The 23,505-nt window shown below is 64.9% G+C and carries 17 protein-coding genes; 4 read left to right on the plus strand and 13 right to left on the minus strand.

The features are described from left to right. The first annotated feature begins 214 nt into the window (after positions 1–214). Positions 215–745: a GNAT family N-acetyltransferase gene (locus PO883_RS27575; RefSeq protein ID WP_289312610.1), complete on the plus strand. Its 531-nt coding sequence runs from the start codon at positions 215–217 to the stop codon at positions 743–745. 4 nt (positions 746–749) lie between these two features. Here the strand turns inward: PO883_RS27575 and serB are convergent, their stop codons facing one another. From serB to PO883_RS27630, 11 genes are all read right to left on the minus strand, one after another. Continuing rightward, complete coding sequence (gene serB, locus PO883_RS27580) at positions 750–1,592, minus strand: phosphoserine phosphatase SerB (protein ID WP_289312626.1); 843 nt, start codon at positions 1,590–1,592, stop codon at positions 750–752. A gap of 16 nt (positions 1,593–1,608) precedes the next feature. Then, positions 1,609–5,064, minus strand: a complete 3,456-nt coding sequence (gene mfd / locus PO883_RS27585) for a transcription-repair coupling factor (protein WP_289312611.1) — start codon at positions 5,062–5,064, stop codon at positions 1,609–1,611. A gap of 86 nt (positions 5,065–5,150) precedes the next feature. Continuing rightward, positions 5,151–6,089, minus strand: coding sequence for a 5'-nucleotidase (locus tag PO883_RS27590; RefSeq protein WP_289312612.1), 939 nt, complete (start codon positions 6,087–6,089; stop codon positions 5,151–5,153). Beyond that, positions 6,089–7,090 carry an HDOD domain-containing protein gene (locus PO883_RS27595; RefSeq protein WP_289312613.1) on the minus strand — a complete coding sequence of 334 codons (1,002 nt, stop codon included), beginning with the start codon at positions 7,088–7,090 and terminating at the stop codon, positions 6,089–6,091. Before PO883_RS27595 ends, PO883_RS27590 begins: the two co-directional genes overlap by 1 nt. A 140-nt stretch (positions 7,091–7,230) precedes the next feature. Continuing rightward, positions 7,231–8,019, minus strand: a complete 789-nt coding sequence (locus tag PO883_RS27600) for a PP2C family serine/threonine-protein phosphatase (RefSeq protein ID WP_289312614.1) — start codon at positions 8,017–8,019, stop codon at positions 7,231–7,233. 253 nt (positions 8,020–8,272) lie between these two features. Further along, the gene (locus PO883_RS27605) at positions 8,273–10,444 is read right to left on the minus strand and encodes a DUF4157 domain-containing protein (RefSeq protein ID WP_289312615.1); all 2,172 of its coding nucleotides are present in this window, start codon (positions 10,442–10,444) and stop codon (positions 8,273–8,275) included. A gap of 136 nt (positions 10,445–10,580) precedes the next feature. After that, a complete protein-coding gene (locus PO883_RS27610) occupies positions 10,581–12,185 on the minus strand; it encodes an MFS transporter (RefSeq protein ID WP_289312616.1) in 1,605 nt (534 codons plus the stop codon). Next, the gene (locus tag PO883_RS27615; protein WP_289312617.1) at positions 12,182–12,910 is read right to left on the minus strand and encodes a hypothetical protein; all 729 of its coding nucleotides are present in this window, start codon (positions 12,908–12,910) and stop codon (positions 12,182–12,184) included. Before PO883_RS27615 ends, PO883_RS27610 begins: the two co-directional genes overlap by 4 nt. A 129-nt stretch (positions 12,911–13,039) precedes the next feature. Beyond that, positions 13,040–15,022, minus strand: coding sequence for an OPT family oligopeptide transporter (locus PO883_RS27620; RefSeq protein WP_289312618.1), 1,983 nt, complete (start codon positions 15,020–15,022; stop codon positions 13,040–13,042). Positions 15,023–15,165: 143 nt separating this feature from the next. Further along, a complete protein-coding gene (locus PO883_RS27625) occupies positions 15,166–17,514 on the minus strand; it encodes a penicillin-binding protein 1A (protein WP_289312627.1) in 2,349 nt (782 codons plus the stop codon). Positions 17,515–17,688: 174 nt separating this feature from the next. Then, positions 17,689–18,600 carry an NAD-dependent epimerase/dehydratase family protein gene (locus PO883_RS27630; protein ID WP_289312619.1) on the minus strand — a complete coding sequence of 304 codons (912 nt, stop codon included), beginning with the start codon at positions 18,598–18,600 and terminating at the stop codon, positions 17,689–17,691. 122 nt (positions 18,601–18,722) lie between these two features. Here PO883_RS27630 and PO883_RS27635 point away from each other — a divergent pair, with 122 nt between their 5' ends. Then, on the plus strand, positions 18,723–19,625 hold the full coding sequence (locus PO883_RS27635; RefSeq protein WP_289312620.1) for a LysR substrate-binding domain-containing protein: 903 nt from the start codon (positions 18,723–18,725) through the stop codon (positions 19,623–19,625). Positions 19,626–19,673: 48 nt separating this feature from the next. Here PO883_RS27635 and PO883_RS27640 read toward each other — a convergent pair whose 3' ends face one another. Beyond that, positions 19,674–21,128: a peptide MFS transporter gene (locus PO883_RS27640; protein WP_289312621.1), complete on the minus strand. Its 1,455-nt coding sequence runs from the start codon at positions 21,126–21,128 to the stop codon at positions 19,674–19,676. A 15-nt stretch (positions 21,129–21,143) separates the two neighbouring features. On the opposite strand from PO883_RS27640, the gene PO883_RS27645 reads away from it, so the two are divergent. Next, entirely contained in the window at positions 21,144–21,272 is a 129-nt protein-coding gene (locus PO883_RS27645; RefSeq protein ID WP_289312622.1) for a hypothetical protein, read from the plus strand. A 193-nt stretch (positions 21,273–21,465) separates the two neighbouring features. Next, a complete protein-coding gene (gene ppnN / locus PO883_RS27650; RefSeq protein WP_289312623.1) occupies positions 21,466–22,836 on the plus strand; it encodes a nucleotide 5'-monophosphate nucleosidase PpnN in 1,371 nt (456 codons plus the stop codon). A 15-nt stretch (positions 22,837–22,851) separates the two neighbouring features. Here ppnN and PO883_RS27655 read toward each other — a convergent pair. Further along, on the minus strand, positions 22,852–23,505 hold a 654-nt coding region (locus PO883_RS27655), incomplete at its 5' end, for a TonB-dependent receptor domain-containing protein (RefSeq protein ID WP_289312624.1).

A 23,505-nucleotide genomic window follows, 5' to 3' on the forward strand; every position in this document is an offset into this window, starting at 1 on the left:
GGCAGAACGCCAGATTAACAGCAAGGACGTGCTGATAACGTCGCTAAATGTTGACGTAGATCAGATCGGCTGACTTGAAAATGTACTAGGTACGCGTCAAAAACGAAGGGAATTTCTTGCTCAGCTTCAGGCGACCATGCGTCTGTCGCTATACTTGAGCCTCAATTCGCCCGCCGTCCCTTGGCCAAGCTCTGTTATCAGGAATCGATTCGCCATGTTCACTATCCGCCCGGCGCGCATGTCCGAAAAAGCGCAGCTCGAAGCACTCATCGCGCGCTCCGGAATTGGCTTGGCCGATGGTTTCTACACGCCGCAGGAAGCCGCTGCCGTCACGCGCGAGGTGTTCGGCGTCGACAGCGCGCTGGTGGAAGATGGGACGTATTTCGCGGTCGAGGAGGGCGCCACCGTGGTCGCCTGCGGCGGCTGGAGCCGGCGCGCCACCGATTTCGGCGGCGATGGCGCCAAGCATGGCAACGACCGCCTGCTCGACCCGGCCACCGAGCCGGCGCGCATCCGCGCATTTTTCGTGGAGCCGGCGATGGCGCGGCGCGGCCTTGGCAGCCTGCTGCTGCGGCATTGCATGGAGGCGGCGGCGCAGGCCGGTTTCGGTTCGCTGGAACTGGTGTCGACCATGCCGGGCGAGCCGCTGTACCGGGCGCACGGCTTCGCGCCGATCGAGCCGATTGCGCTGCCGCTGCCCGCTGGCGTGGTGATCCGGCTGACCCGCATGGGGCGCAGCCTGTAGCGTTTTACGCGAGGATGGCGAGCAGGCCGTCGAGGCCCGTGTAGGTCAGCGCCACGTCGGCTTGCTCGCGCACCACGGGCTTGGCGCGGAATGCCACCGACAGGCCGGCAATGCTCATCATGCGCAGGTCATTGGCGCCATCGCCCATGACGATCGCTTGCGAAGTGTCGATGCCGATGTCGGCGCACACGCGTTCGACCGTGCGCTTTTTCTCTTCGGCGTCGACGATCCCGCCCAGTACGCGCCCGGTCAGCTTGCCGTCGACGATGTCGAGCACGTTCGCATGCGTGTAGTCGAGGCCCAGGCGCGTTTTCAGGCGTTCGGTGAAAAAGGTGAAGCCGCCCGACACCAGCAGGGTGCGCAGGCCGGCCGCGCGCACCTGCGCCAGCATCGCTTCGCCGCCCATCGAGATGGCGAGGCGTTCTTGGTACACGCGGGTCAAAGCCGCCGCGTCCAGGCCCGCCAGCAGCGCCACGCGCCGCGTCAGGCTTTCGGAAAACTCCAGCTCACCGCGCATGGCCGCCTCGGTGATGGCCGCCACCTGGGGCTTGAGGCCCTGCATGTCGGCGATTTCGTCGATGCATTCGATGGTGATGAGGGTCGAGTCCATGTCCATCGCGACCAGCTTGAAGTCGGCCAGCGTGCGTCCGGGCGCGATGAAGGTGGCGTCGACGCGGGCCGCGCCGGCGGCCGCCTCGATGGTCTGCCTGAGGGCCTCGGAAAAGTCGACTTGTTCGCAGCGGATGGCGCGCGCGCCCAGCTCCGTCACGCGCGCCGGATTGGCGAGGGTGGCGATGCGGCGCAGGGTGTCGATGCTCGTGTCAGGGCCTTGCAGCACCAGGTTCATGGTCGTCATGTTCGTTTTACGCTAACAGTTGTTTGATCGTTTGCTTGACCTGCGTGACCCGCGCCGCGAGATCGGGCATGCTGGCCGTGATTTTCAGCTTGTCCTGGCCGGCCAGCTTGATGTGCCGGTTCTTCTGGATCAGCGTGATGATGCGCATCGAGTCGATCGGCGGATTGACCATGAATTGCAGGCTGGCCGCTTCGCCGTGGGCATCGATCTTGATGATGCCGACCGCTTTGGCGGCGATGCGCAGCCGGTGCGTTTCGATCAGGGCCTTGACCGGGTCGGGCAGCTTGCCGAAGCGGTCGATCAGCTCTTCCTGCATGTCGTCGATCTTTTCTTGCGCGCCGCAGTTGGCCAGGCGCTTGTAGATCGACAGGCGTTCGTGCACGTCGCCGCAGAAGTCGGCCGGCAGCAGCGCCGGCACGTGCAGGTTGATTTCGGTGGTGGTGGCCAGCGGCGCGGCCAGGTCGGGCTCCTTGCCGGCCTTGAGCGAACGCACCGCCTCGTTGAGCATGTCGGAATACAGCTGGAAGCCGATTTCGAGCATGTCGCCGGACTGGTTCTCGCCCAGCACTTCGCCGGCGCCGCGGATTTCCAGGTCGTGCATCGCCAGGAAAAAGCCGCTGCCCAGTTCTTCCATCTGCTGGATGGCGTCGAGCCGGCGCTGCGCCTGCTTGGTCAGGCTGCTCACGTCGGTGACCAGCAGGTAGGCATAGGCCTGGTGGTGCGAACGGCCCACCCGCCCGCGCAGCTGGTGCAGCTGCGCCAGGCCGAACTTGTCGGCGCGGTGCATGATGATGGTGTTCGCGGTCGGCACGTCGATGCCGGTTTCGATGATGGTCGTGCACAGCAAGATGTTATAGCGCTGCGCCACGAAGTCGCGCATCACCTTTTCCAGGTCGCGCTCGTGCATCTGGCCGTGGGCCACGCCGATGCGCGCTTCCGGCAGCAGCTCGGTGAGCATGGCGAAGCGGTTCTGGATGGTCTCGACCTCGTTGTGCAGGAAGTAGATCTGGCCACCGCGTTTGAGTTCGCGCAGACACGCTTCGCGGATGATCGAGCCATCTTCGCTGCGCACGAAGGTCTTGATCGCCAGGCGTTTTTGCGGCGCGGTGGCGATGATCGAAAAGTCGCGCAAGCCTTCCAGCGCCATGCCGAGCGTGCGCGGAATCGGGGTGGCGGTGAGCGTGAGCACGTCGACTTCGGCGCGCAGGGCCTTGAGCGCTTCTTTCTGGCGCACCCCGAAGCGGTGTTCTTCGTCGATGATGACCAGGCCCAGACGGGTGAACTTCACGTCCGGCGAGAGCAGCTTGTGGGTGCCGATCACGATGTCGAGGGTGCCGTCGGCCATGCCCTTGATCGCGTTGTTGATCTCCTTGCCGGTCCTGAAGCGCGACAGTTCGGCAATGCGCACCGGCCAGTCGGCGAAGCGGTCGGCGAAGGTTTGCGCATGCTGCTCGGCCAGCAGGGTGGTCGGCGCCAGGATCGCGACCTGCTTGCCGCCCATGACGGCGATGAAGGCGGCGCGCAGCGCCACCTCGGTCTTGCCGAAGCCGACGTCGCCGCACACCAGGCGGTCCATCGGTTTGCCAGCGGTCATGTCCTTGATGACGTTGTTGATCGCCTCGGCCTGGTCGGGCGTTTCCTCGAAGCCGAAGCTGTCGGCGAAGTTCTGGTAGTCGTGCGCCGAGTAGTCGAAGGCGTGGCCCTGGCGCAGCGCGCGCCGCGCATACAGGTTAAGCAGTTCGGCGGCGGTGTCGCGCACCTGTTCGGCCGCCTTGCGCTTGGCTTTTTCCCACTGGCCCGAGCCGAGCGAATGCAGCGGCGCGTCTTCGGGCGAGGCGCCCGAGTAGCGCGAGATCACGTGCAGCTGCGAGACCGGCACATACAGCTTGGTGTCCTTGGCGTATTCGAGGTGCAGGAATTCGGTTTCGCCTTCGCCCAGGTCCATGCTGGTCAGGCCCATGTAGCGCCCGATGCCGTGGTTGATGTGCACGACCGGGTCGCCGATTTTGAGTTCCGACAGGTCGCGCACCATCGACTCGACCTGGGTCACGCCTTCCTGCTTCTTCTTGCCGGCGCGCCGGCCCGAGCCCGCATACAGCTCGGTCTCGGTGATGAAAATCAGCTTGCCGGTGCCCGCTTCGGATAGCTCGAAGCCGGCCTGCAAGGGCGCCACGCCCAGCGCCAGCCTGGCGTCGGACTGGACGAAGCCGGCGAAGCCTTCGACCGGCACCAGCGCCAGGTTGTATTCGTTGAAGTACTGCTGCAGCGTTTCGCGGCGGCCGTTCGATTCGGCGCAGATCATCACGCGCGAGTCGTGTAGCTGGTGCTGCAGCAGGTAGGCGCGCAGATTGGTCAGCGGGTCGTCGATGCGGCGGTTCACCGCAATATTGGGAATCGGCGCCGACAGTTCGGAAGCCTGCAGGCCGGCGTCTTTCGTGAGCACCCAGCGCCCGTACGATTTGGCCAGGGTGAAGAAGTTCTCGTCGCTGAGGAACAGTTCATCGGGCGCCAGGATCGGGCGGTCGCGGTCGGCCTTGAGGAAACGGTAGCGCGATTCGGTGTCGAGCCAGAAGCGCTTGATGGCGCCGTCGATGTCGCCCACCAGCGCCAGGCTGGCTTTTTCGGGCAAATAGTCGAACAGGGTCGCGGTCTGCTCGAAGAACAGTGGCAGGTAGTATTCGATACCGGCCGAGGCGATGCCGCTGCTGACGTCCTTGTACACCACCGAGCGCGATGGATCGCCCTCGAAGCGTTCGCGCCAGCGGCTGCGGAAGGTGGTGCGGGCCGCTTCGTCCATCGGGAATTCGCGCCCGGGCAGCAGGCGCACTTCCTTGACCGGGTAGAGCGAGCGCTGGGTGTCGGCGTCGAAGGTGCGGATGGTTTCGATTTCGTCGCCGAACAGGTCGAGCCGGTAGGGCAGGGCGGAACCCATCGGGAACAGGTCGATCAGGCCCCCGCGCACCGAGTATTCGCCGGGCGACATCACTTGCGAATTGTGGGTGTAGCCGGCCAGCGTGAGCTGCGCTTTCAGGCGCGTTTCGTCGAGCTTTTCGCCCTGCTTGAAGAAGAAGGTGTAAGCGGCCAGGAACGAGGGCGGCGCCAGGCGCACCAGCGCCGTGGTGGCCGGCACGATCAGGACGTCGCACTGGCCGTTCTGGATTTCGTGCAGGGTGGCCAGGCGCTCCGAGACCAGGTCCTGGTGCGGCGAAAAGGCGTCGTAGGGCAGCGTTTCCCAGTCGGGCAGCAGGTGGCAGGCCAGCTTGCCGTCGGCGAACCAGGGTATTTCATCGAGCAGGCGCTGGCCGTCGCTGGCGTTGGCCACGATCACGGTCAGCATCTGCCTGGCCGATTTGAGTTCGAGCGCCGCCACCGCCAGCGCATACGCGTCCGATGATCCGTACAGGGTCGGAAGGGCGAAGCGGTTACCGGATTTCGGGAGTGATTTCTTTAAATCGAAAGGCATGCGGGCGGCGGGCTGTGAGCGGGACGGGTAATTATAGCTGGATATGGATGAAGGTGACTGCGCCCGGCCAGCGTCCCGCGGTTGGCCTACGCCGGGCGCCGGTTGGCGATCCCGAACGGCACATGCACCATCGGGATGGTCCCTCCGGGCGAGGATGCCAGGTGGGTCAGCTGGTCGTCGAAGAAAATATGCGGTTTGAAGATCGACAGCACGCGCGTCTTGTTCATCCCGCCCAGGAAGAAGGTTTCGCTGGCCGACACGCCCCAGCTCTTGAGGGTGGTCACCACGCGCTCGTGCGATGGCGCATTGCGCGCGGTGATGATGGCGATGCGCAGCACCTTCTTGTAGGCCGGGTCGCGCCGCTGCGCGCGCTCTTCCAGGCGCTGCATCAGCGACAGCCTGCGGAACATTTTCGCCAGGGGCCCCGGCTGGTGCGGAACGGCCATGTGCAGGGTTTCGTGCGCGTGGAATTCTTCAACGTCGTTATTGCGCTTGAAGATGCTCTCCGATTCGTCGTCGGCGATCACGCCGTCGAAGTCGAAGGCCACGCGCAGTTCGATGTCGTCATCGTCGTCGACGATTTTCGACGGCAGCACCAGGCCGGCCGGATAATCGGCCGCGATGGCGCTCTTGACGTCTTCCTCGTTCGCGCTCAGGAACAGCGCCGCGTTGAATGCCGGCAGATAGGTGTAAGGCGACTTGCCGGTGATGAAGGCGGCGCGCGAGATATCGAGTCCGTAGTGGGCGATCGAACGCATGACACGCAGCCCCGTTTCGGGCGAATTGCGTGAAAGGAGCACGACTTCGACCGGATTGTGGCGCGGGAATACCTGGTTGATGTTCAGGAAGCGCCGGATGAAGGGAAACGCCACGCCCTTGCCGAGGATGACGTCGAGATTGCGCTCCTGGTACCTGCGGTATTCATCCGGCCCGCTATCCAGGTATACCTGGTGCGAGGCGGTCAGGTCGAACAGGGCGCTGGACGCCACCCCGATCACCAGCTTGCCCTCGATCTCAAACGACATCACTCATCCTCATTCTGGAGTTCTTCGAAACAGGCCAGGCCGGCCGCGTCCAGCCCTTCGAGCACGAACGGGTCGTCGGCCTCGAAGTGGGCCGAGTCGACCAGCATGCGCAGGCGGCTGATCATGTCGCCCAGGGCCAGCGCCTGCGACAGCGGCGTGCCGTCCGGCTGGCCGGCCTGCTCGATGGCGCAGACCACTGTATCAGGAAAGCCCCACGCTTCGGCGATCCGCACCGACAGGGCGCGCGCCTGCGCGTGCAGGGCGATGATGAACCCGTCCGTTTGCGGCAGCGCCGGTTCGCTATTGACCTGGTCGAGCAGGCGAAAGCAGACGATCAGGCCCAGGTTGTACAGCAGCCCGGCGAAATACGCTTCGACCGGGTTGGCGCGCACCGCCGGCGCCAGCACACTGGCCGCCAGCGCACATTTTTCGCATTGGCGCCACAGCAGCGGGGTGGACAACTGCGAAAACGGCCCCGGCGTCATGCTGATGATGTTCGGCAGCAGCGCGGCGCGCCCGACCAGCATGCGCAAGCCGTTCACCCCGAGCAGCATGGTGGCCCGTTCGACCGTGGTCACCGGGTCGTTGGTGTGGTAGTGCGGGTGGTGGCAGGGCCGGTTCGCTTCGCGCAGGATCTCGGCGACCAGTTCCTTGTCCTGCGACAGCTGGCGCGCCAGGTCGGCGCCGGACACGGTGCTGTCGCGCATGCTGCGCAGCAAATGCGGGAACAGGGGCGGCATGCTGGGCGCGAGGGTGATCTCGTCCATCGGCAGCTGGCCCATGTAGGCCAGGTCGACCAGAATGATTTTTTCGTCGCTCGACGGGCCGCTATTGGGCGTGATGCCGGCCAGCCAGCGGTAAAACAGCGCGTCGACCTGCTGCGCATGCGCGGGATCGGGTGCGCGCATACGCGCGGGGGCGGGCGCGGGCGCGACAGGGGCGGGCGCAGGCTTGCTTTCTTCGCTGTCGCTGCCCAACAATCGATCTAACCACCGTTTCATTGCGTTTCTCTTTTTACCTGCACAAAGGCTGTCCCCTGGATTTTACATGATTACTCAGTAGAAACTTAGGGTTGCCGTGTCCAGCGTCGCGTCTGGTGCACGAACGTTGCGTGAACGGCAAGTTGGCGGCGCTGGGCCGCCTAGTCGCACTGGAGCAGGACGGCCGTGACATTATCGCGGCTGCCATCGTGCAAGGCGGTGGCGATCAATTGCTTGCAGCAGTCGCCCAGCCCTTCCACGCTGGCGCCGGCCAGCACGGCGGCGATGCGCTCGTCGGAGGTCGCGCCGTACAAGCCGTCGCTGCACAGCAGATACACATCGCCCGCTTCCACCGCCTGGATGTGCAGCTCCGGATGGGTATCGCACGAGGGGCCGAGCGCTTGCAACAAGAGATTGCGTGGCGGCAAGTGTTCGGTCGCGCCCGCTTCGATGGCTTCCTGGTACATGGTCTGGTCGCGCGTGAGCTGGGTCAGGCGGCCGGCCCGGTAGCAGTACAGGCGGCTGTCGCCGACGTGAAATACCAGCAGCGGGCCGCCCGGCGCGCTCTGCCACAGGCCGGTGAGGGTGGTACCCATGCCGCCGCCGTCGCCGCGCCGGTTGGCCAGATTGGTCTGGTACATGCGCTGGTTGGCGAACTCGACCGCATCGTGCAGGGTGACCATGGCGGCCAGGGCCGCTTCGCTGGCCACGCCATCCGGATCGGTGGCGCCGGGGTCGAACCGGCTGGGACGGAAGTTGGGGGGCGCCCCGCTGCTGCCGGGGTCGGTGCTGGCGTGCAGGAAGTGGGCCAGCGAGGTGAGCGCGTCGGCGCTGGCGACTTCGCCCGATTCGTGCCCGCCCATGCCGTCGGCCACGGCCACCAGGCCGAGGGCGGCGTCAATCAGGAAATTATCCTCGTTGGAGGGACGGACGGTGCCGGTGTCGGTCATGCCAAAAGCCGTACCGGCGGCGAGGCGGTGCGGTGCGGACGGTGAAAGTTGCTTCCAAAAATACAAGGCGGCTCCTGAAGGTGGACCGGCGCCGATGGTGGGCGGCGATCGCATATCTGCCATGCTAGCACGCAGGGTGGGCTTTGTCCGGCTTGCCAGGGGAAAAAACCTGGGCCGGCCGGGCCCGGGAGGGGCGATGCACGCTACGTAGTTTGTTGCAATTACGGCCAAGCGTTCGGAAAGCCGGGGCGGGCTAGAACCAGATCGGTCCGAATTGCGCGGTCAGACGCCGCCAATCCGCCAGGTCGCCCCCCGCAAAATACTCGTCGTCGTCAGCCCATTCGTCGAAGTTTCCTTCTTCCTGGTCTTGCATGCTCGTGAGCGACTTCCGGGTGACCAGGTCGTAGTAGCGGGATACATCGGGATCGTTCGACGCCGCAGCTTCGTCGAGCGTATACTGATCGCCAGCCTCGGCAAGGTACTGCAAGTAATGATCGTACTCCACTCGCTTCCAGCGCGGAATGCTCGCAAGCGCCGCCGGGCCGCCCGGATAGATTTCGGCAAACATCGCCGCGAGCTTCGGCGGGCCCGGTCGGCCCAGATCGTCGAATCTTTGCCGCGTCCGCTTCATGTCAATCCTCAAGGTGTCGTACTTTTTTTTCTCCTCTTTTGCTTCATCGCTGACCGCTTGCTTCTTCTGGCCGTCGAAGCTAATGGCACGATATGCCGGTGGGTTCAATGCCGATACCAGGTCGGCGGCCTGGTCTGCGTTTCCGAATTGCTGTTCGTCGGCTGGGCCCACGTCAAAAATGGTCGCATAGGGCGCCTTTGCGCTGGGATGCCTTCGGGGATCGAGGGTGGGCGTGAGCAGGAATCCGCCGCCGTCGGCCGGATCGGGGTAGTCGAGGCCCCTCGCTTCGTGCGGGTCGGTCTGTGTCTTGATGCTGTATTTGTGCTTCAGGATCAACTGCATCATCTCCCTGGCATACACGGTCATGCCGAACGTGTCCTTGTTATCGGGTTTTTTGTAGACCGATGCCGCAGTGATCGGAGAAGCACCGACCACCTGCCTTCCGCCGTGAATCGCCCCGGTGACCAGGGCGGAGTTGACGAGCAAGGACCAGGGCCATGCCATGAGATATTTGGCATTCTGCTCGACCGACTGGGCCTGCTCCTTGGAGTGGAACAGGCTGTCATAATCGCGCATGAGTTTATAGTCCTTCAGGTCGCCGAGTACCATCACGCCGTTTCCGTGCAGTGCGGCGGAGTACCACTTGAAGCCCGAGGTCGCATGTTCGGGATAGAACGGCTTTTCGACTTTCCCACCGTATTTTTCGGTAGGGCGCGTGTGGAGCAGCAATCCCCTGGTCGCGAGGTTGAAGATGAAACGGTCTTCATAGCGCGGAAAGTAGGTGGCGACAAAGCGCTGCGTCATCGCCAGCGATACGCGCGAGGTCCGCGCGTAGGCCCACAGTGTCGCGGTATCGAGGAGCAGGAGGAATCGGTAGCACAGCGACGCATCGCTGGCGATGACGCTGGCGAGCTTCTGCGCAGCGTCCGGGACGTCTAATTCCCCGGTCATTGAAGGCAAGGCTGTCGCTTGCAAGCCGGCGTGTTTCCTGACGTGGACGCTGCCGTGGGGATGCCCCTGCGCTTCGGCGTGCATCTCGCCGGTGACATCGAAGCCCGACAGGTCGTCGGTCTCGATCCAGGATACCTCACCATTCTCGGCGCGCACCCACACCGGCTGGAGAACGCTACCGTTTGCACTCGCCAGGCCCGGCTCCCGCGCGTCGCGGGACGCACGCACGCGCTGGAGCGGGTCGCTTCCCGCCTGCATCGCCCGCGCTCCCATCACGTCCGCCTCGCGCTCCAGGCCGGCATCGTCATTGACCGCCACGCCCGGCTTCATCTGCATGGTAGGACGTACCCGCCCCTGCGCCTGCTGCACCACGTGCCAGGCCTCATGCGGCAGATGCCGTTCCTGGCCCGGCGCCAGGTGGATCTCGCTGCCCTGCGCATACGCATGCGCTTGCAACTGCCCCGGTTTATCCGAGTTGTAGCGTACCTTCACATGATCCATGCTCATGCCGGAGAGCGACTCGATCCCCGACTTCAACGGCGTGGGCAGGCCGTTGCCGTCAGGCTTAGCTTCGCGCTGGACTGGCGCGTTCATGTGCATTTGCATTGCGCGCATGGCCGTGGCGGACGTTGTCGACGCCATCAGCGCGGCCCGCTCCTGCAACTGCATGATCCGGGGCGAGTTGTTCGCCAGTTGTTGAAAGCGTTGCAGTGCCGCTGCGCTGGTGCTGGTGTTGGCCATCGTGCCGAGCGGGGAGTGGCGCAATGGCGCAGTTTGTTTCGCCCCCGCCGTCTGACGGTTCGGGGGCGCCAGCGCTGCTTCACGTGTCGTGTGCGTTTTCATCCTGACTCTTTTCACCTTTTTAAAAGGGATCCAATGCAGATGTTGCGTGTTGCCAAGTGTTACAACATCCAATAGGCTACAGCTTTTCACCGGGAGCCGCGACAAGAATGTCGCATCTGTCGCCCTGAAGGCAGATTCAGGACGGCGCGAGAAGGGCGGCGGCAATCGGTCCGCACGCACCGGCCAGCCCGGCAAGCATGCACCAGCGCCGGCCCGGCTGGCTGGCGCGTGCGAACAGACGTGCCAGCAGCGCCGCGCCCAGCCCCCCGAGGAGGGGCAACAGGCCGGCGCCGTCGAGCTGCGTTGTAAACAGTGGAATCAGGAACATGACAAGGGCCGCGTACAGGAAGGCTGCCGCCATCACGCCGAGGCACGCCAGTGTCATGCGCGGTGCCGGCCCGGATAGCCGTGAGCGGCCGGCGCGCCCGTCCAGCACCGCCGCTGCCAGGGCTGCGCCGGCCAGCGCGGCCGCGGCGCCAGCGAGATAGGCACCGGCATGACCGACGTGGTCCGCCAGCACGGCCCCGGCGGCAGGTGCGCAGCAGGCCGCCACCGCCGCGCCGCCGGCCAGTTGGGCCAGCGCACGCGCACCGCCGCCGTCGGCGTTGTCGTGCGCATAGCCATGGCAGGCGCTGAGCATCAGCCCCACGCCGGCGCCGGCCGTGGCGCGCGCGAGCATCAGCAGCGCCAGATCGGGCGCGAATGCGGTACAGGCCAGCGCCGCCCCTGCGACCAGCGCACCGCTCACGTAGCTGCGCCGCCGTCCGACGCGGTCCGACCACGGCCCGGCCCAGGCCAGCGTCAATGCCAGTGCCAGCACGAAGGCGCTGACCGGCAGGGCTGACGCGGCGCCGTGCTGCGCCAGCACCGGCTGCGCCACCATCGCGGCAAACACGCACAAGAAGGTGAGCAGGCGCACCGTGACGATGCGCAGGCGGGGCAGCGCCACGCCGCTGTCGTCTTCGTCGAAGCGGTAGCGCGCGCGCAGGCGCCGCAGCACGATGGCGCCGACCGCTTGCTGCCCTGGCACGGCAGCGCGCTGCGCGACCTCGCGAAAGCCGTCGTTGACGCGCGTTTCAAGCGCGTTCAGGCGCGCCGCCAGGGCTTCGGGCGGGCCGGCGCTGGTGCGGTGACGAAAGTCGCCGGCCGCCATGTGGCGCATGACCGCGATCACCTGGCGCACCGGGGCCGAGAAATTGAGCGTGATGATGAACCACAGCGCCTCGAAGGCGATGCAAAGACTGGCCAGCAGCAGGATCGCCAGGTCGTAGCGCAGCGCCAGCAGGCGCGTGCGCACGTAGCCGCGCTCCACGCCCACGTGCACCTGCCCGTGCCGCACATAGCGGTGCACGATGTCGGCACGGGTGTCGAGGTAGTTCTCCGGCGCGATCACTTCGGCGCCCGCGCCGCCGCGGTACAGCACCTTGCCGCTGGCGTCGGTGAGCAGGATATAGGCGATGTCGCCATGGCGCGCCAGGATGGCCTGCCAGGCGGCGCTGGCGGTGGCAGCCTGCGCCAGCGGCGTTCCCTGGTCGATGGCGCGCGTCAGCCGTCCGGCCAGCGCCACGCCGATGGTCTGGGCCTTGCGTTCGAGCGCGGGCAGGAAGCGCTGGTCCGCCAGCGACCAGGCGTAGGCCGCCAGCGCCACTTGCGTGAGCAGCATCACGGCCAGTATGAAAGCGCACAGCTGGCGCATGGGGCGCGCATAGAGTTCACGGTCGCGCCGCTGCACTTGCATCATCTGGCGCCCGGGGCCAGCGTGTCGCGCGCCGCCGCCAGGTCGTGCAGCGCGCTGGCGGCCGTCTGGTTGACGTCGTCCACCAGCGCGGCGGCGCCGTCGCCGGAATGGGGCAGGCCGAGCGCCGCGTTCATGCGCGCCAGCGTGCCGTCCATGCGCCGTACCAGCAGGTCGACGCCGACCACGATACAAAAGGTGGTGAGCAGCACCGCGCACACGGTGGCCAGGGTCAGTTCGCGCGCCACCATCGCGACGGCGCCGGCCTGGCGCTGCGTGGCATGGCGCAGCAGCAGCGTGCCGGCCGGGACGCCGCCCGGCCGCGACAGGCGCGCGCCGAGGGTGACGAAACCCGGTTCGCGCAGCAGCCAGTCGCGCGCGGCGGCCTGGCGCAGCAGCGCCGGCGGATCGGTGCCGCCCGCGCCCGCGCCAAACACAGGGGCGGCGGCGTTGTCGATCACGCTGATGAAGACGATGTCGGGATCGCGCCGCAGTTCGCGTTCGAGCGCGGCGGCGGCGTCGGGCAGGGCCTTGAGCGGCAGGCCGAGCGCCATGCGCGCCTCGAACCGCTCGCGCAAGTCGTCGAGCGTGAAGCGCAGCCGCGATTCCTCGATGGCGCGGGTGGTGTCGTCAAGGCGGTCCGCTTGCAGCGCCACGCCCAGGCCCAATGCCATGACGGACACCAGCACGATGGGCGCGGCAATGAAGAGACTGAGTCGGGAAGGCGCCATAGGCGTGGTACGTGGAATAGTATTCGAACGACAACAAGTGTAGCATCGAACGAGCTCATCCACTGTTCGCCAGGACGCCGGCCGGCGTCCCGGGAACAAAAGGCGCCGCAGGGAGCGGCGCCGGGCCGGTCAGGCGGCCACTTTTTCGGCGTTGCGTGCGGCCCAGCGATACAGGCCGCTGACGATCGCGCCGCCCAGCACCAGCGCGACCAGCATCTGGGTACCTTCGCCCATGCCGTTGGGGATGGCCAGCGGTTCGCCCACGCCCGAGGCGACGATCAGGCCGGCCAGGCCGACGTTGAACAAGCTCTCGCCGACGATAAATCCGGACATGATCAGCACGCCGATGCGCTTGGCCGTTTCGCCCCAGGTCGCATTGTGCACGGCGCGTTCGAACAGCCAGCCGGCGACGGCGCCGACCACCACCGGCGCGGTCACCGCGCTTGGCAGGTAGATGGCCAGGCCCACGCCGAGCGGTGGCAGGCTGTAGCGGTCGGCGCTGGCCTTCTTGATGATGAAATTGACGACCACCAGCAGCAGGCCGAGCGCCGCGCCGTAACCGACCAGGTTCCATTCGAGGTTGTGGCTGATGACGCCTTTGGCCAGGGTTGAAATCAGGGTGGCCTGGGGCGCCGCAAGGGGATTGTCCGAGATCACGCCGATATTCGGCGCGCCGGCAAAGCCATTGGCGCGGTTGAGCAGTTCCAGCACCAGCGGCACCACGGCCGACCCGGCGCCGACGCCGATCAGCAGGCCTACCTGCTGCTTCCACGGGGTGGCGCCTACCAGTTGGCCGGTTTTCAGGTCTTGCAGGTTGTCGTTGCCGATGACGGCCACCGCCAGCACCACGGTGGTGACGAACAGCGCATAGGCGACCAGGGCGTGGGCCACTTCCGGACCCATCATGTGCTTGCCGACGAAACCGACGCTCAGCGAGGCACCCAGGATGGTGAGGATGGCGATGCCGGACACCGGCGAATTGGACGAGCCGATCAGGCCCGCCATGTAGCCGCACACGGCGGCGGCGAACACGCCGGCCACCAGGATGTAGCCGACACCGACCAGCACCAGCGGCAGCGCGAGGCTCGACAGGACGCCGCCCTGCAGGAAGCTGGCCAGCAGCCAGCCGGCGGGCACCATGGCCAGCAGGGTCACCAGGCCGACGATGAAAATCGGCAGGTCCTGGTCGGCGCGCGGAATCTCGGCGCCGCTCATCTTGGCCTTGCGGGCCGTCTCCAGGGCCGACTTGAGGCCGCCCAGCACCGGTTTGCCGAGACCGGCCAGGGTTACGATGGCGGCCGCGCCGATGGTGCCGGCGCCGATGATGCGCACCTGTTTGCTCCATACGCCGAGCGCATGGTCGGCGGCCGACAGGGCCGGCATCGGGTCGATCGACGTCAATACGGGCACCAGCACGCCCCAGGCGATGATCAGGCCGACCAGCATGGCGATGCCGACGGTGATGCCCATCAGGTGGCCGGCGCCCAGCAGCGCGAGCGAACTGGCGGCGCCGATACCGCTGGCGCCGGTGCCGGCCTTGAAATACACGGCTACTTCAGCGGCCATCAGCTTGGCGCCGGCGGCGGCCGCGAACAGCGCGGACGTCACGCTGCCCCAGATGACGGCCATCAGACCGAGCTTGCCTTCGGCCGCGCCGCTGCGCGACGAGGTGCCGACCTTGAGCACTTCGGCCGCGGCCACGCCTTCGGGATAGGGCAGGTCGGACTGCGATACCAGCGCGCGCCGCAGCGGTACTGTATACATGACGCCCAACACGCCGCCGATGGCGCAGGCGCCGAAGGTCGGCCAGAACGGCACGTGCGCCCACCAGCCGATCATCAACAGCCCTGGCAGCACGAAGATCACCGATGCCAGGGTACCCGCCGCCGAAGCGATGGTCTGGACGATGTTGTTTTCCTGGATGGTGGCGTCCTTGAAGGCGCTCAGCAGCGCCATCGAGATGACGGCGGCCGGGATCGAGGTGGCAAAGGTAAGGCCGACTTTCAGGCCGAGGTAGACCTGTGCGGCTGTAAAGACGAGGGTGATGACGATTCCGAGGAGGACTCCCCTGATCGTGATTTCTTTTGGTCCGGCTTGTACGACGTTCGCCATCGACTGCTCCAGTATGAGAAAGGGGGTGCTAAAAAAGCGTCTCATCATAGCTGGCAAAGCGCAAACGCGGAAGTGAAATGCGAGCCACTTCGCTCGATTTGCATCTGACCGTAATGGCGTTGAGTTTTGATCCGTCGTTCCCGCTAACCGCCAGCCTGCGATTCGGCGCCGTGCACCGGCGGCGATTGTTGCGGCACCGGCGGCACGGCGGGCAAGCCCGGCACCGGCGGCTGGCCCGGCACGGCCGCTTCGCCCGGCTCCGCAGGGTCGCCCGGCAGCGCCGGCAGCGCATCCATGTCGATCGTCTTGAACTCGGTGCTGCCCGCGTATTCGGCATAGATCCAGTCGTCGTCCTCGCGCAGCACGCCTTCCGGCACGGCGCGTTCCTTGCCGGGACGCTTGTCGAGCGCGGCGCGCATGTAGTCGACCCAGATCGGCATGGCCAGGGTGGCGCCGAACTCGCGCCCGCCCAGCGAACGCGGGTCGTCGTAGCCCATCCAGGCCACGCCCACCACGTTGCCGGCATAGCCGGCGAACCAGCCGTCGAAGGCGTCGCTGGTGGTGCCGGTCTTGCCGGCCAGGTCGCTGCGGCCAAGCTGCCTGGTGGCGCCGGCGGCGGTGCCGAAGCGGGTCACGTCGCGCAGCATGCTGTCGACCAAAAAGGCGTTGCGCTGGTCAATCACGCGCATGGTCTCGTCGCCGCCGGCGGGCACCGGCGTCTCAAGCAGGATGGTGCCGTTGCCGTCCTTGATCGTGGCGATCAGGTAGGGCTTGACGGCGAACCCGCCGTTGGCAAACACCGCATACGCGCCCGCCAGCTGCAGCGGCGTGACCGCGCCCGTGCCGAGCGCCATGGTCAGGTTTTTCGGGTGGCGGGCCAGGTCGAAGCCGAACTTGCCCAGGAATTCATGGCCGTAGCCGACCTCGATGGCGCGCAGCAGGCGCACCGACGGCACGTTTTTCGAGTGCACCAGCGCGCGCCGCATGCTTACTTCGCCGTCGAATTTGCCGTCGTCGTTCTGCGGGGTCCAGGTGTTGCCGCCGCCGCTAGGCATCGCCAGCGCTTCGTCGAGAATGCGGGTGCCCGGCGAATACCCTTTTTCGATGGAAGCCGAGTAGATGAAAGGCTTGATCGAGGAGCCGGGCTGGCGCCAGGCCTGGGTGACGTGGTTGTATTTATTCAGGCCGTAATCGAAGCCGCCCACCAGCGCGTGGTAGGCCCCGGTGGCCGAATCGATCGCCACGAAACCGGCCGCCACCTGCGGCAGCTGCACGATTGACCACGGTTTGTCGTCCTTGTCCTTCTCTTTGTCTTTGGCCTTGTCCTGGGCGATGCGCACCACCGCGCCCGGGCGCAGCTTGATAGCGGCCTTGGCGCTGGCCGCCAGCGCTGGCGCGGCGAAACGCAAACCGGCGCCGCTGATCTCGATGCGCTCGCCGTCCATGGTTTCGACGGCGACCAGTTTGGCCGATACCTCCGTTACCACGGCCGGCATCAGGCCGTCGCTAACCGGGCGCTTGCGCAATTCTTCACGGATGTCGTCGGCGCGTTCCTCGGGATTCGACGGCAGGTCGATGAGCGATTCCGGACCGCGGTAGCCGTGCCGCTGGTCGTAGGCCAGCACATTGCGGCGCACCGAATCGTAGGCGGCGTCCTGTTCGGCCTTGAGGATGGTGGTGTGGACGGTGATGCCGCGCGTGTAGGCGTCATCCCTGTATTGGTCGAAGACCATCTGGCGCGCCAGTTCGGCCACGTACTCGGCGTGGGTGTCGAACTCCTGGCGCTTGGCCGCGATGCGGATCGGTTCTTCTTTCGCGCTCGCATACTGGGCGTCGTTCAGGTAGCCCAGCTCGCGCATGCGCTTGAGCACGACCAACTGCCGCTGCCTGGCGTTGCGCGGGTTGACGACCGGGTTGTTGCTGACCGGGTCGCGCGGGACGCCGGCCAGCATGGCCATTTCGGCGATCGAGAGCTGGTCGAGGCGTTTGCCGAAGTAGGCCTGGGCGGCGCTGGAAAAGCCGTACGAGCGCCGTCCCAGGAAAATCTGGTTCATATACAGTTCGAGAATCTTGTCTTTCTTGAGCGCGCTCTCGATCTTGAAGGCCAGGGCGACTTCATCGGCCTTGCGGCCCAGGACCTTGTCGCGCGTGAGGAAGAAATTACGGGCGACCTGCATGGTGATGGTCGACGCCCCTTCGCGAAAGCCGCCGCGCAGGTTGGCCCGCGCCGCCCCGGCCGCGCGGATCCAGTCGACGCCGCCGTGCTGGTAGAAGCGCGTGTCTTCGATGGACAGCACGGCGTTCTTCATCATGTCGGGCACTTGCCCGATCGGGATGAAGTCGCGGTGTTCTTCGCCGAATTCGCCGATCAGCACATTGTCGGCGGTGTAGATGCGCAGCGGGATCTTGGGGCGGTAGTCGGTGACCGCGTCGATGGCGGGCACGCGCGGCACGATCACGCCGTAAAAATAGCCGAGCAGGCCAAGGACCATCAGCAGGCCTGCGCCAAGCGCCAGCAGCAGGGCGCGAAGGATGTATTTGCGCGTCAGCCAGCGCTGCAGGAAGGTGTCTGTAGTCAAAACGGTGTCCGCCAGAGCGGGCCGTGCCAAGAGTGACGGCCCTGTCCGGCGAATTATAGTCGATCGCTTTGGCGGCCCCGCGTCCGCTCAGACGAAGGCCAGGTCGTGCTGCAGGATCAGGTGATCGAGCCAGTCGTCGCTGTGGCCGAAGCGGTAGCCCAGCTGCGCGGCGCGCGCGGTATCCATCATATATGGGGCCGGGTAGTCGAAGGGACTCAGTTCGCCGGCCGGCACCGGCGGTTTGACGGGCAGGGCGCGCACCGGCACGTCGAGCAGCATGCCGATGCGCTGGTACAGGTCGAACGCGGACAGGCCGCCGTCGCAGGCCGCGTTGACCGGTCCCAGGAAGTCCTGGGCGCCGGCCCACAGCAGGAAATTGCTGGTGCCCTGGGCGCTCATGAAGGAGCTGGCGGCGGCCGCATTCGCGTAGCGCAGCGGCGCGTGCTGGCGCACCAGGTCGACGTAGTGGGCCAGGCGCCCGGTAAAGTCTTCCGCCCCGGCCAGCACGTGGCCGATGCGCACCGTTACCAGCGGCAGCGAGCCGTCGCGGTACAGATAGGCTTCGGCCTGGAGTTTACCCATCACGTAGCTCTGGGTGGCGAGCCGGGTGTCGTGCCACGGGTAGCGCGTGTCGATCGGCTGGGCGAGCATATTGATGTCGTCTTCCGCGAACGGCGCATCCTGGCGGCCGAGCAGATCGCGGTAGACGTCGATGGTGGAGGCGACGATGTAGCGTTTGACCTTGCCGGCGAAGACCTTGACGGCGATGGCCGCGTCCAGGGGGCTGTAGCACATCTGGTCGTAGACGATGTCGTAGCCGCCGGTGGCGGCGAAGGCGGCGCGCATGGCATGTTCGCTGCGGCGGTCGACCCGGATGCGGGCGATGCGCGCGCCGAACGGGTCGGGGGTGATGCCGCGCGTGGCAATCGTCACCTGGTGACCCGCGTTAAGCAAACGCTGCACCAGCAGCTTGCCGAAGTAGCGGGTACCGCCTATCACCAATATATTCTTGCGCATCGCATTCCCTTGTTGATTCCAGTATATTTTCTGCTTAGTATGGCGATTCAACAACCGAGAAAAATTGAACCGATGAGCAAGAAAATCTTATTCATGGAATATGCATGAAGCCATTGCGCACGCTTTCCGGGCTGCTGGACTTCGACTGCGCGGCGCGCTGGGGCAGCTTCAAGCTGGCGGCCCAGGAGCTGCACAAGACGCCGGCGGCGATCAGCCAGCAGGTCAAGCAGCTTGAAGAAAACCTGGGTTTTTCCCTGTTCATCCGCCATGCGCGCCATGTGACCTTGACCGCCAAGGGCCAGGAACTGGCGGTGGTGGTGGCGCGCATGCTGGCCGAACTGCGCGCCAAGATCGGCGCGCTGCAAGGCGGCGACGAGGAATCGGTGCTGCGCATCTCGACCACCCATTCGTTCGCGATCAAGTGGCTGGTGCCGCGCATGCACCGGTTTACCAAGCTGTATCCGGAACTCGATATCCGGCTCGACTCGAACGATGCGCCGGTCGACCTGGAAGACGACAGCAGCGACGTGGCGGTGCGCTACGGGCCGGTGGGCGATGGCGACCCGGCGCTGCTGTTTCGCGAGCGCCTGATCGCGGTCTACAGTCCGGACCTGCTGGCGCCGGGCCAGGCCGAATTGACCCTGGCCGACCTGCCCAATTTCCCGCTGCTGTACGAAAATTCGACCGAGTCCTGGCTCCAGCTGCTCAACGAGAACAAGGCCCTGAAGGGTAAATACGATTTTTCGCGCGGGTACAGCCACTGGGGCGTGCTGGCGCAGGCGGCAGTGGCGGGGCAGGGGATCGCGCTGGTGGCGTACGGGATCGCGTTCCAGGATATCCTGAAAGGGTCGCTGCGGCAGATCAACTGCCGCAGCGCGCCATTCGGCAGCGGCTACCGCTTCCTGGTCAACCGCAGCAAGGAGAACATGCCGAAGGTGCAGCGCTTCCGCGCCTGGCTGGTGGCGGAAATGAACGAGATGCAGCGCGCGCTCGATCAGATCGGGTAAACGACAACGGCGGCCCGCGGGCCGCCGTTGTTCATGGTGCTACAGCGCTTACTTCACGCCGTGCATCAGCTTCTGGATCACCGGTGCGAGCAGGAACAGCAGCACGCCGCCGACCATCAGCGACCAGAACCCGAAGGTGTAGCCGTTCAGTGCCGAAGCGACCGACAAGCCCGAATCGCCGCTGACGTGACCGGCGAAAATGCCGGACAGGTTGTTGCCGATGCCGGTCGAGAGGAACCAGCCGCCCATGCCCAGGCCGACCAGGCGGGTTGGCGCCAGCTTGGTGACCATCGACAGGCCGATCGGGGACAGGCACAGCTCACCGATGGATTGGATGCAGTACACCGCGAACAGGGTCCAGAACGGCACTTTCATCGACACCGGATCGACCAGTTGCGACAACGCGTACATCAGCAGGCCGAAGGCCAGGCCATTGAAGATGATGCCGATGCCGAATTTGCGCGGGATCGACGGGTTCACGTTACGCTTGGCCATGACCACCCAGATCCAGGCGATGATCGGGGCGCAGACGATGATGGCGACCGAGTTCACGCTCTGGAACCAGGCGGTCGGGAACTCGCTCATGCCGAACGGCGCGGTGATGATCGACAGCGCGCCCTTGCGCTCGACGATGCTCTCGGCCAGGAAGGTAAACGAACTGCCGGCCTGTTCGAAGAACATCCAGAACAGGATATTGAAGGCGAAGATGATCATCATGGCGATGGTCTTGTCGCGTGCGACCTTGCCGTCGCGGATACCTTCGGCCATCAGCATGCCGGCCAGGACCAGGAACAGCACGGTCAGGACCGCTTGCAGCGTGTTGGCGCCGACTCTGAGCAGCATGTACACGACCGGAATCACCAGCAGTGCGCCACCGATCACCATGAACACGCGCTTCGGACTCTGGCCCTGCGCCGGCGGTGCGCCGATGCCCTTGAGGGCGGCGCGGCCGATGGCGAACCATACCAGGCTGATCAGCATGCCGATGCCGGAAGCAAAGAACACGATCTTGTAGGATGGGATATCGCCGGTATTGAACACTTTCTGGGCCAGGATCTGGGTCAGGATCGGAGCGATGAACGCACCGGCATTGATACCCATGTAGAACACGGTGAAGCCCGAATCGCGGCGCGGGTCGTTCATCGTGTACAGCTTGCCAACCATGGTGGAGATATTCGGTTTGAACAGGCCGTTACCGACAATGATCGTGGCCAGGCCGAGCTTGAAGATGTCCTGGTCGGGGATGGTGATGGCGAACAGGCCGGCGGCCATGAAGGCGGCGCCGATCAGGATCGAACGCTGGTAGCCGATGACTTTGTCGGCGACATAGCCGCCGAAGACGGCGCCGGCATACACCAGCGCGAGGTAGGAACCATAAGTCAGGCCGGCTTCTTTTTCGCCGACGGCGTTGCCGCCGTAGAACTGCGTGACTATATATAGCACGAGCGCCCAGCGGATGCCATAGAAAGCAAAACGCTCCCAGAATTCGGTCATGAACAACATCCAAAGCGGACTTGGATGACCCAAGATCTGCTTGAACTCCGGGATTACAACTTCCTGGTGGGGTGTGGTAGCGGCACCGCTCATGCGGTTTCTCCTGAATATGGTTATGGTTGGATAAATCATATGGACAGCCGTGGCTCGTGACCCCGGATTTCCAATAGGGTCGCATTTTAATGTAAATCGACTACGCCCAGCGAATTTTTGCCAGATGTGCTAATTAAGCCATGAAACGAGGCGGTGCAAGCACAGCGGAACTTGTGCCCCCCAAGAGCGGCGAGTTGTCGTATATTGGCATTGCAGGCTTGTTTGTTACACAGAATCGAAAAGGATTTGTACTATGGAACATGACGTTGTCGATACCCTGATTTCGCCGGAAGGCCAGCTGGAAGTGCTCTCGAAAGCCGAAGTCTATAAGCTGCTCGACACCAGCCAGGGCGGCCTGTATCAAATCTTCCGCAACTGCGCACTGGCGGTCCTGAACTGCGGCAGCACCATCGACGATGGAAAAGAACTGCTGGAACGTTATAAATCCTTCGATATCAGCATCGTGCAGCGCGAGCGCGGCATCAAGCTGGAGATCCGGGGCGCCCCGGCGATTGCCTTCGTCGATGGCAAAATGATCAAGGGCATCCACGAGCACCTGTTCGCGGTGCTGCGCGACATTATTTTCATCAGCAGCGAAGTGACGGACAATCCCAAGTTCGACATGTCGCGCACGGAAGGGATCACCGATTCGGTGTTCCATATCCTGCGCAACGCCAATGTGCTGCAGCCGCAGCGCAACCCGAACCTGGTGGTGTGCTGGGGCGGGCACTCGATCAACCGGATCGAATACAACTATTCGAAGGAAGTCGGCTACCAGATGGGCTTGCGCGACCTCGACATCTGCACCGGCTGCGGGCCGGGCGCGATGAAGGGGCCGATGAAAGGGGCCACCATCGGCCACGCCAAGCAGCGCCTGGCGGGCGGGCGCTACCTGGGCATTTCGGAGCCGGGCATCATCGCCGCCGAATCGCCCAATCCGATCGTCAACTACCTGGTGATCATGCCGGATATCGAAAAGCGGCTCGAAGCGTTCGTGCGCACGGGACACGGGATCATCGTGTTCCCGGGCGGCGCCGGCACCGCCGAAGAGATTTTGTACATTCTCGGCATCCTGCTCCATCCGGACAATGCCGACATGCCGTATCCGCTCATTTTCACGGGACCGGAGACGGCGCGCGACTATTTCATCCAGATTAACCAGTTCATCGCCGATACCCTGGGCGAGGAAGCGCAGAAACGCTACAAGATCATCATCGACGATCCGGAAATGGTGGCCAGGGAGATGCAGCTGGGGATCCGCCAGGTGCGCGAATTCCGCAAATCGCGCAGCGATGCCTATTATTTCAACTGGCTGCTCAAGATCGACGAGGAATTCCAGCGTCCGTTCCGGCCGACGCACGAAAACATGCGTAACCTCTCCCTGCACAAGAACCAGGAAAAGCATCTGCTGGCGGCCAACCTGCGGCGCGCGTTTTCGGGCGTGGTGGCGGGTAACGTCAAGGATGAGGGCATCCGCGCAATCGAGAAATTCGGGCACTTCGAAATCCACGGCGACGCCGCCATCATGGGACCGATGGATGCGCTGCTGTCGTCGTTCGTCGCGCAAAGCCGGATGAAATTGCCGGGCAAGGCTTATACGCCTTGTTACCGTGTGATTACCTAAGCTGCATGGTGCGCGTCACTCGAACTTTTTGACAAAGCCCAGGTAGATGCGCCGTGCGAGGAAATGATCGTAGCCGTCCTGGCGGAAGGTGCTCGCATCGGTGCGGTAGGTGCGCTTGCTGCCATCGAAGATATCGCTGGCGTTGACCGTCAGGCTGAGCGTCTTGCTCAACTGGCGCTTCCAGCTCAGGTTCACATTGCTGGTCGCGCCATGCCGGCCGAGTGGCGTGATTGCCGACGACTGGCCATGCGCGTCGAGCGACAGATTGTCTGGTCCTGCGCTGTAACTTGCCCTCAGGTTGATATAGCCCGCGATGCCGTCCTGGCGCACAGCACCATACAAATCGGGGGTGGACAGCACCACGCGATAGGCGCCGCCATCCATGCCCAGACTCAGCTTCGCATCAGGGGTCCAATCGAGAGAGCCTGTGACGCCTGCCGAGCGCGCCTGCCCGCCATTCTGCTTTGAGGTGACCAGCACGTTGTCGGCGAAACTGCGCGCATCGGCCACCGTATCGCGGCTGGTTCGGTAGAAGGTACTCACACTGCCGCTCAGATGCTCCATGTCCGCGTTGGCGCCGATCTCCCATGAGGTCAGAAGCTGCGGCTTGAGGCCGGGATTGCCCCGGCTGAGGTTTTGCGCATCGACGTAGGTGGTGAACGGATTCAA

The organism is Massilia sp. DJPM01, from assembly GCF_030348125.1.
GTDB classification, from domain to species: Bacteria; Pseudomonadota; Gammaproteobacteria; order Burkholderiales; family Burkholderiaceae_D; genus Telluria_A; species Telluria_A frigida.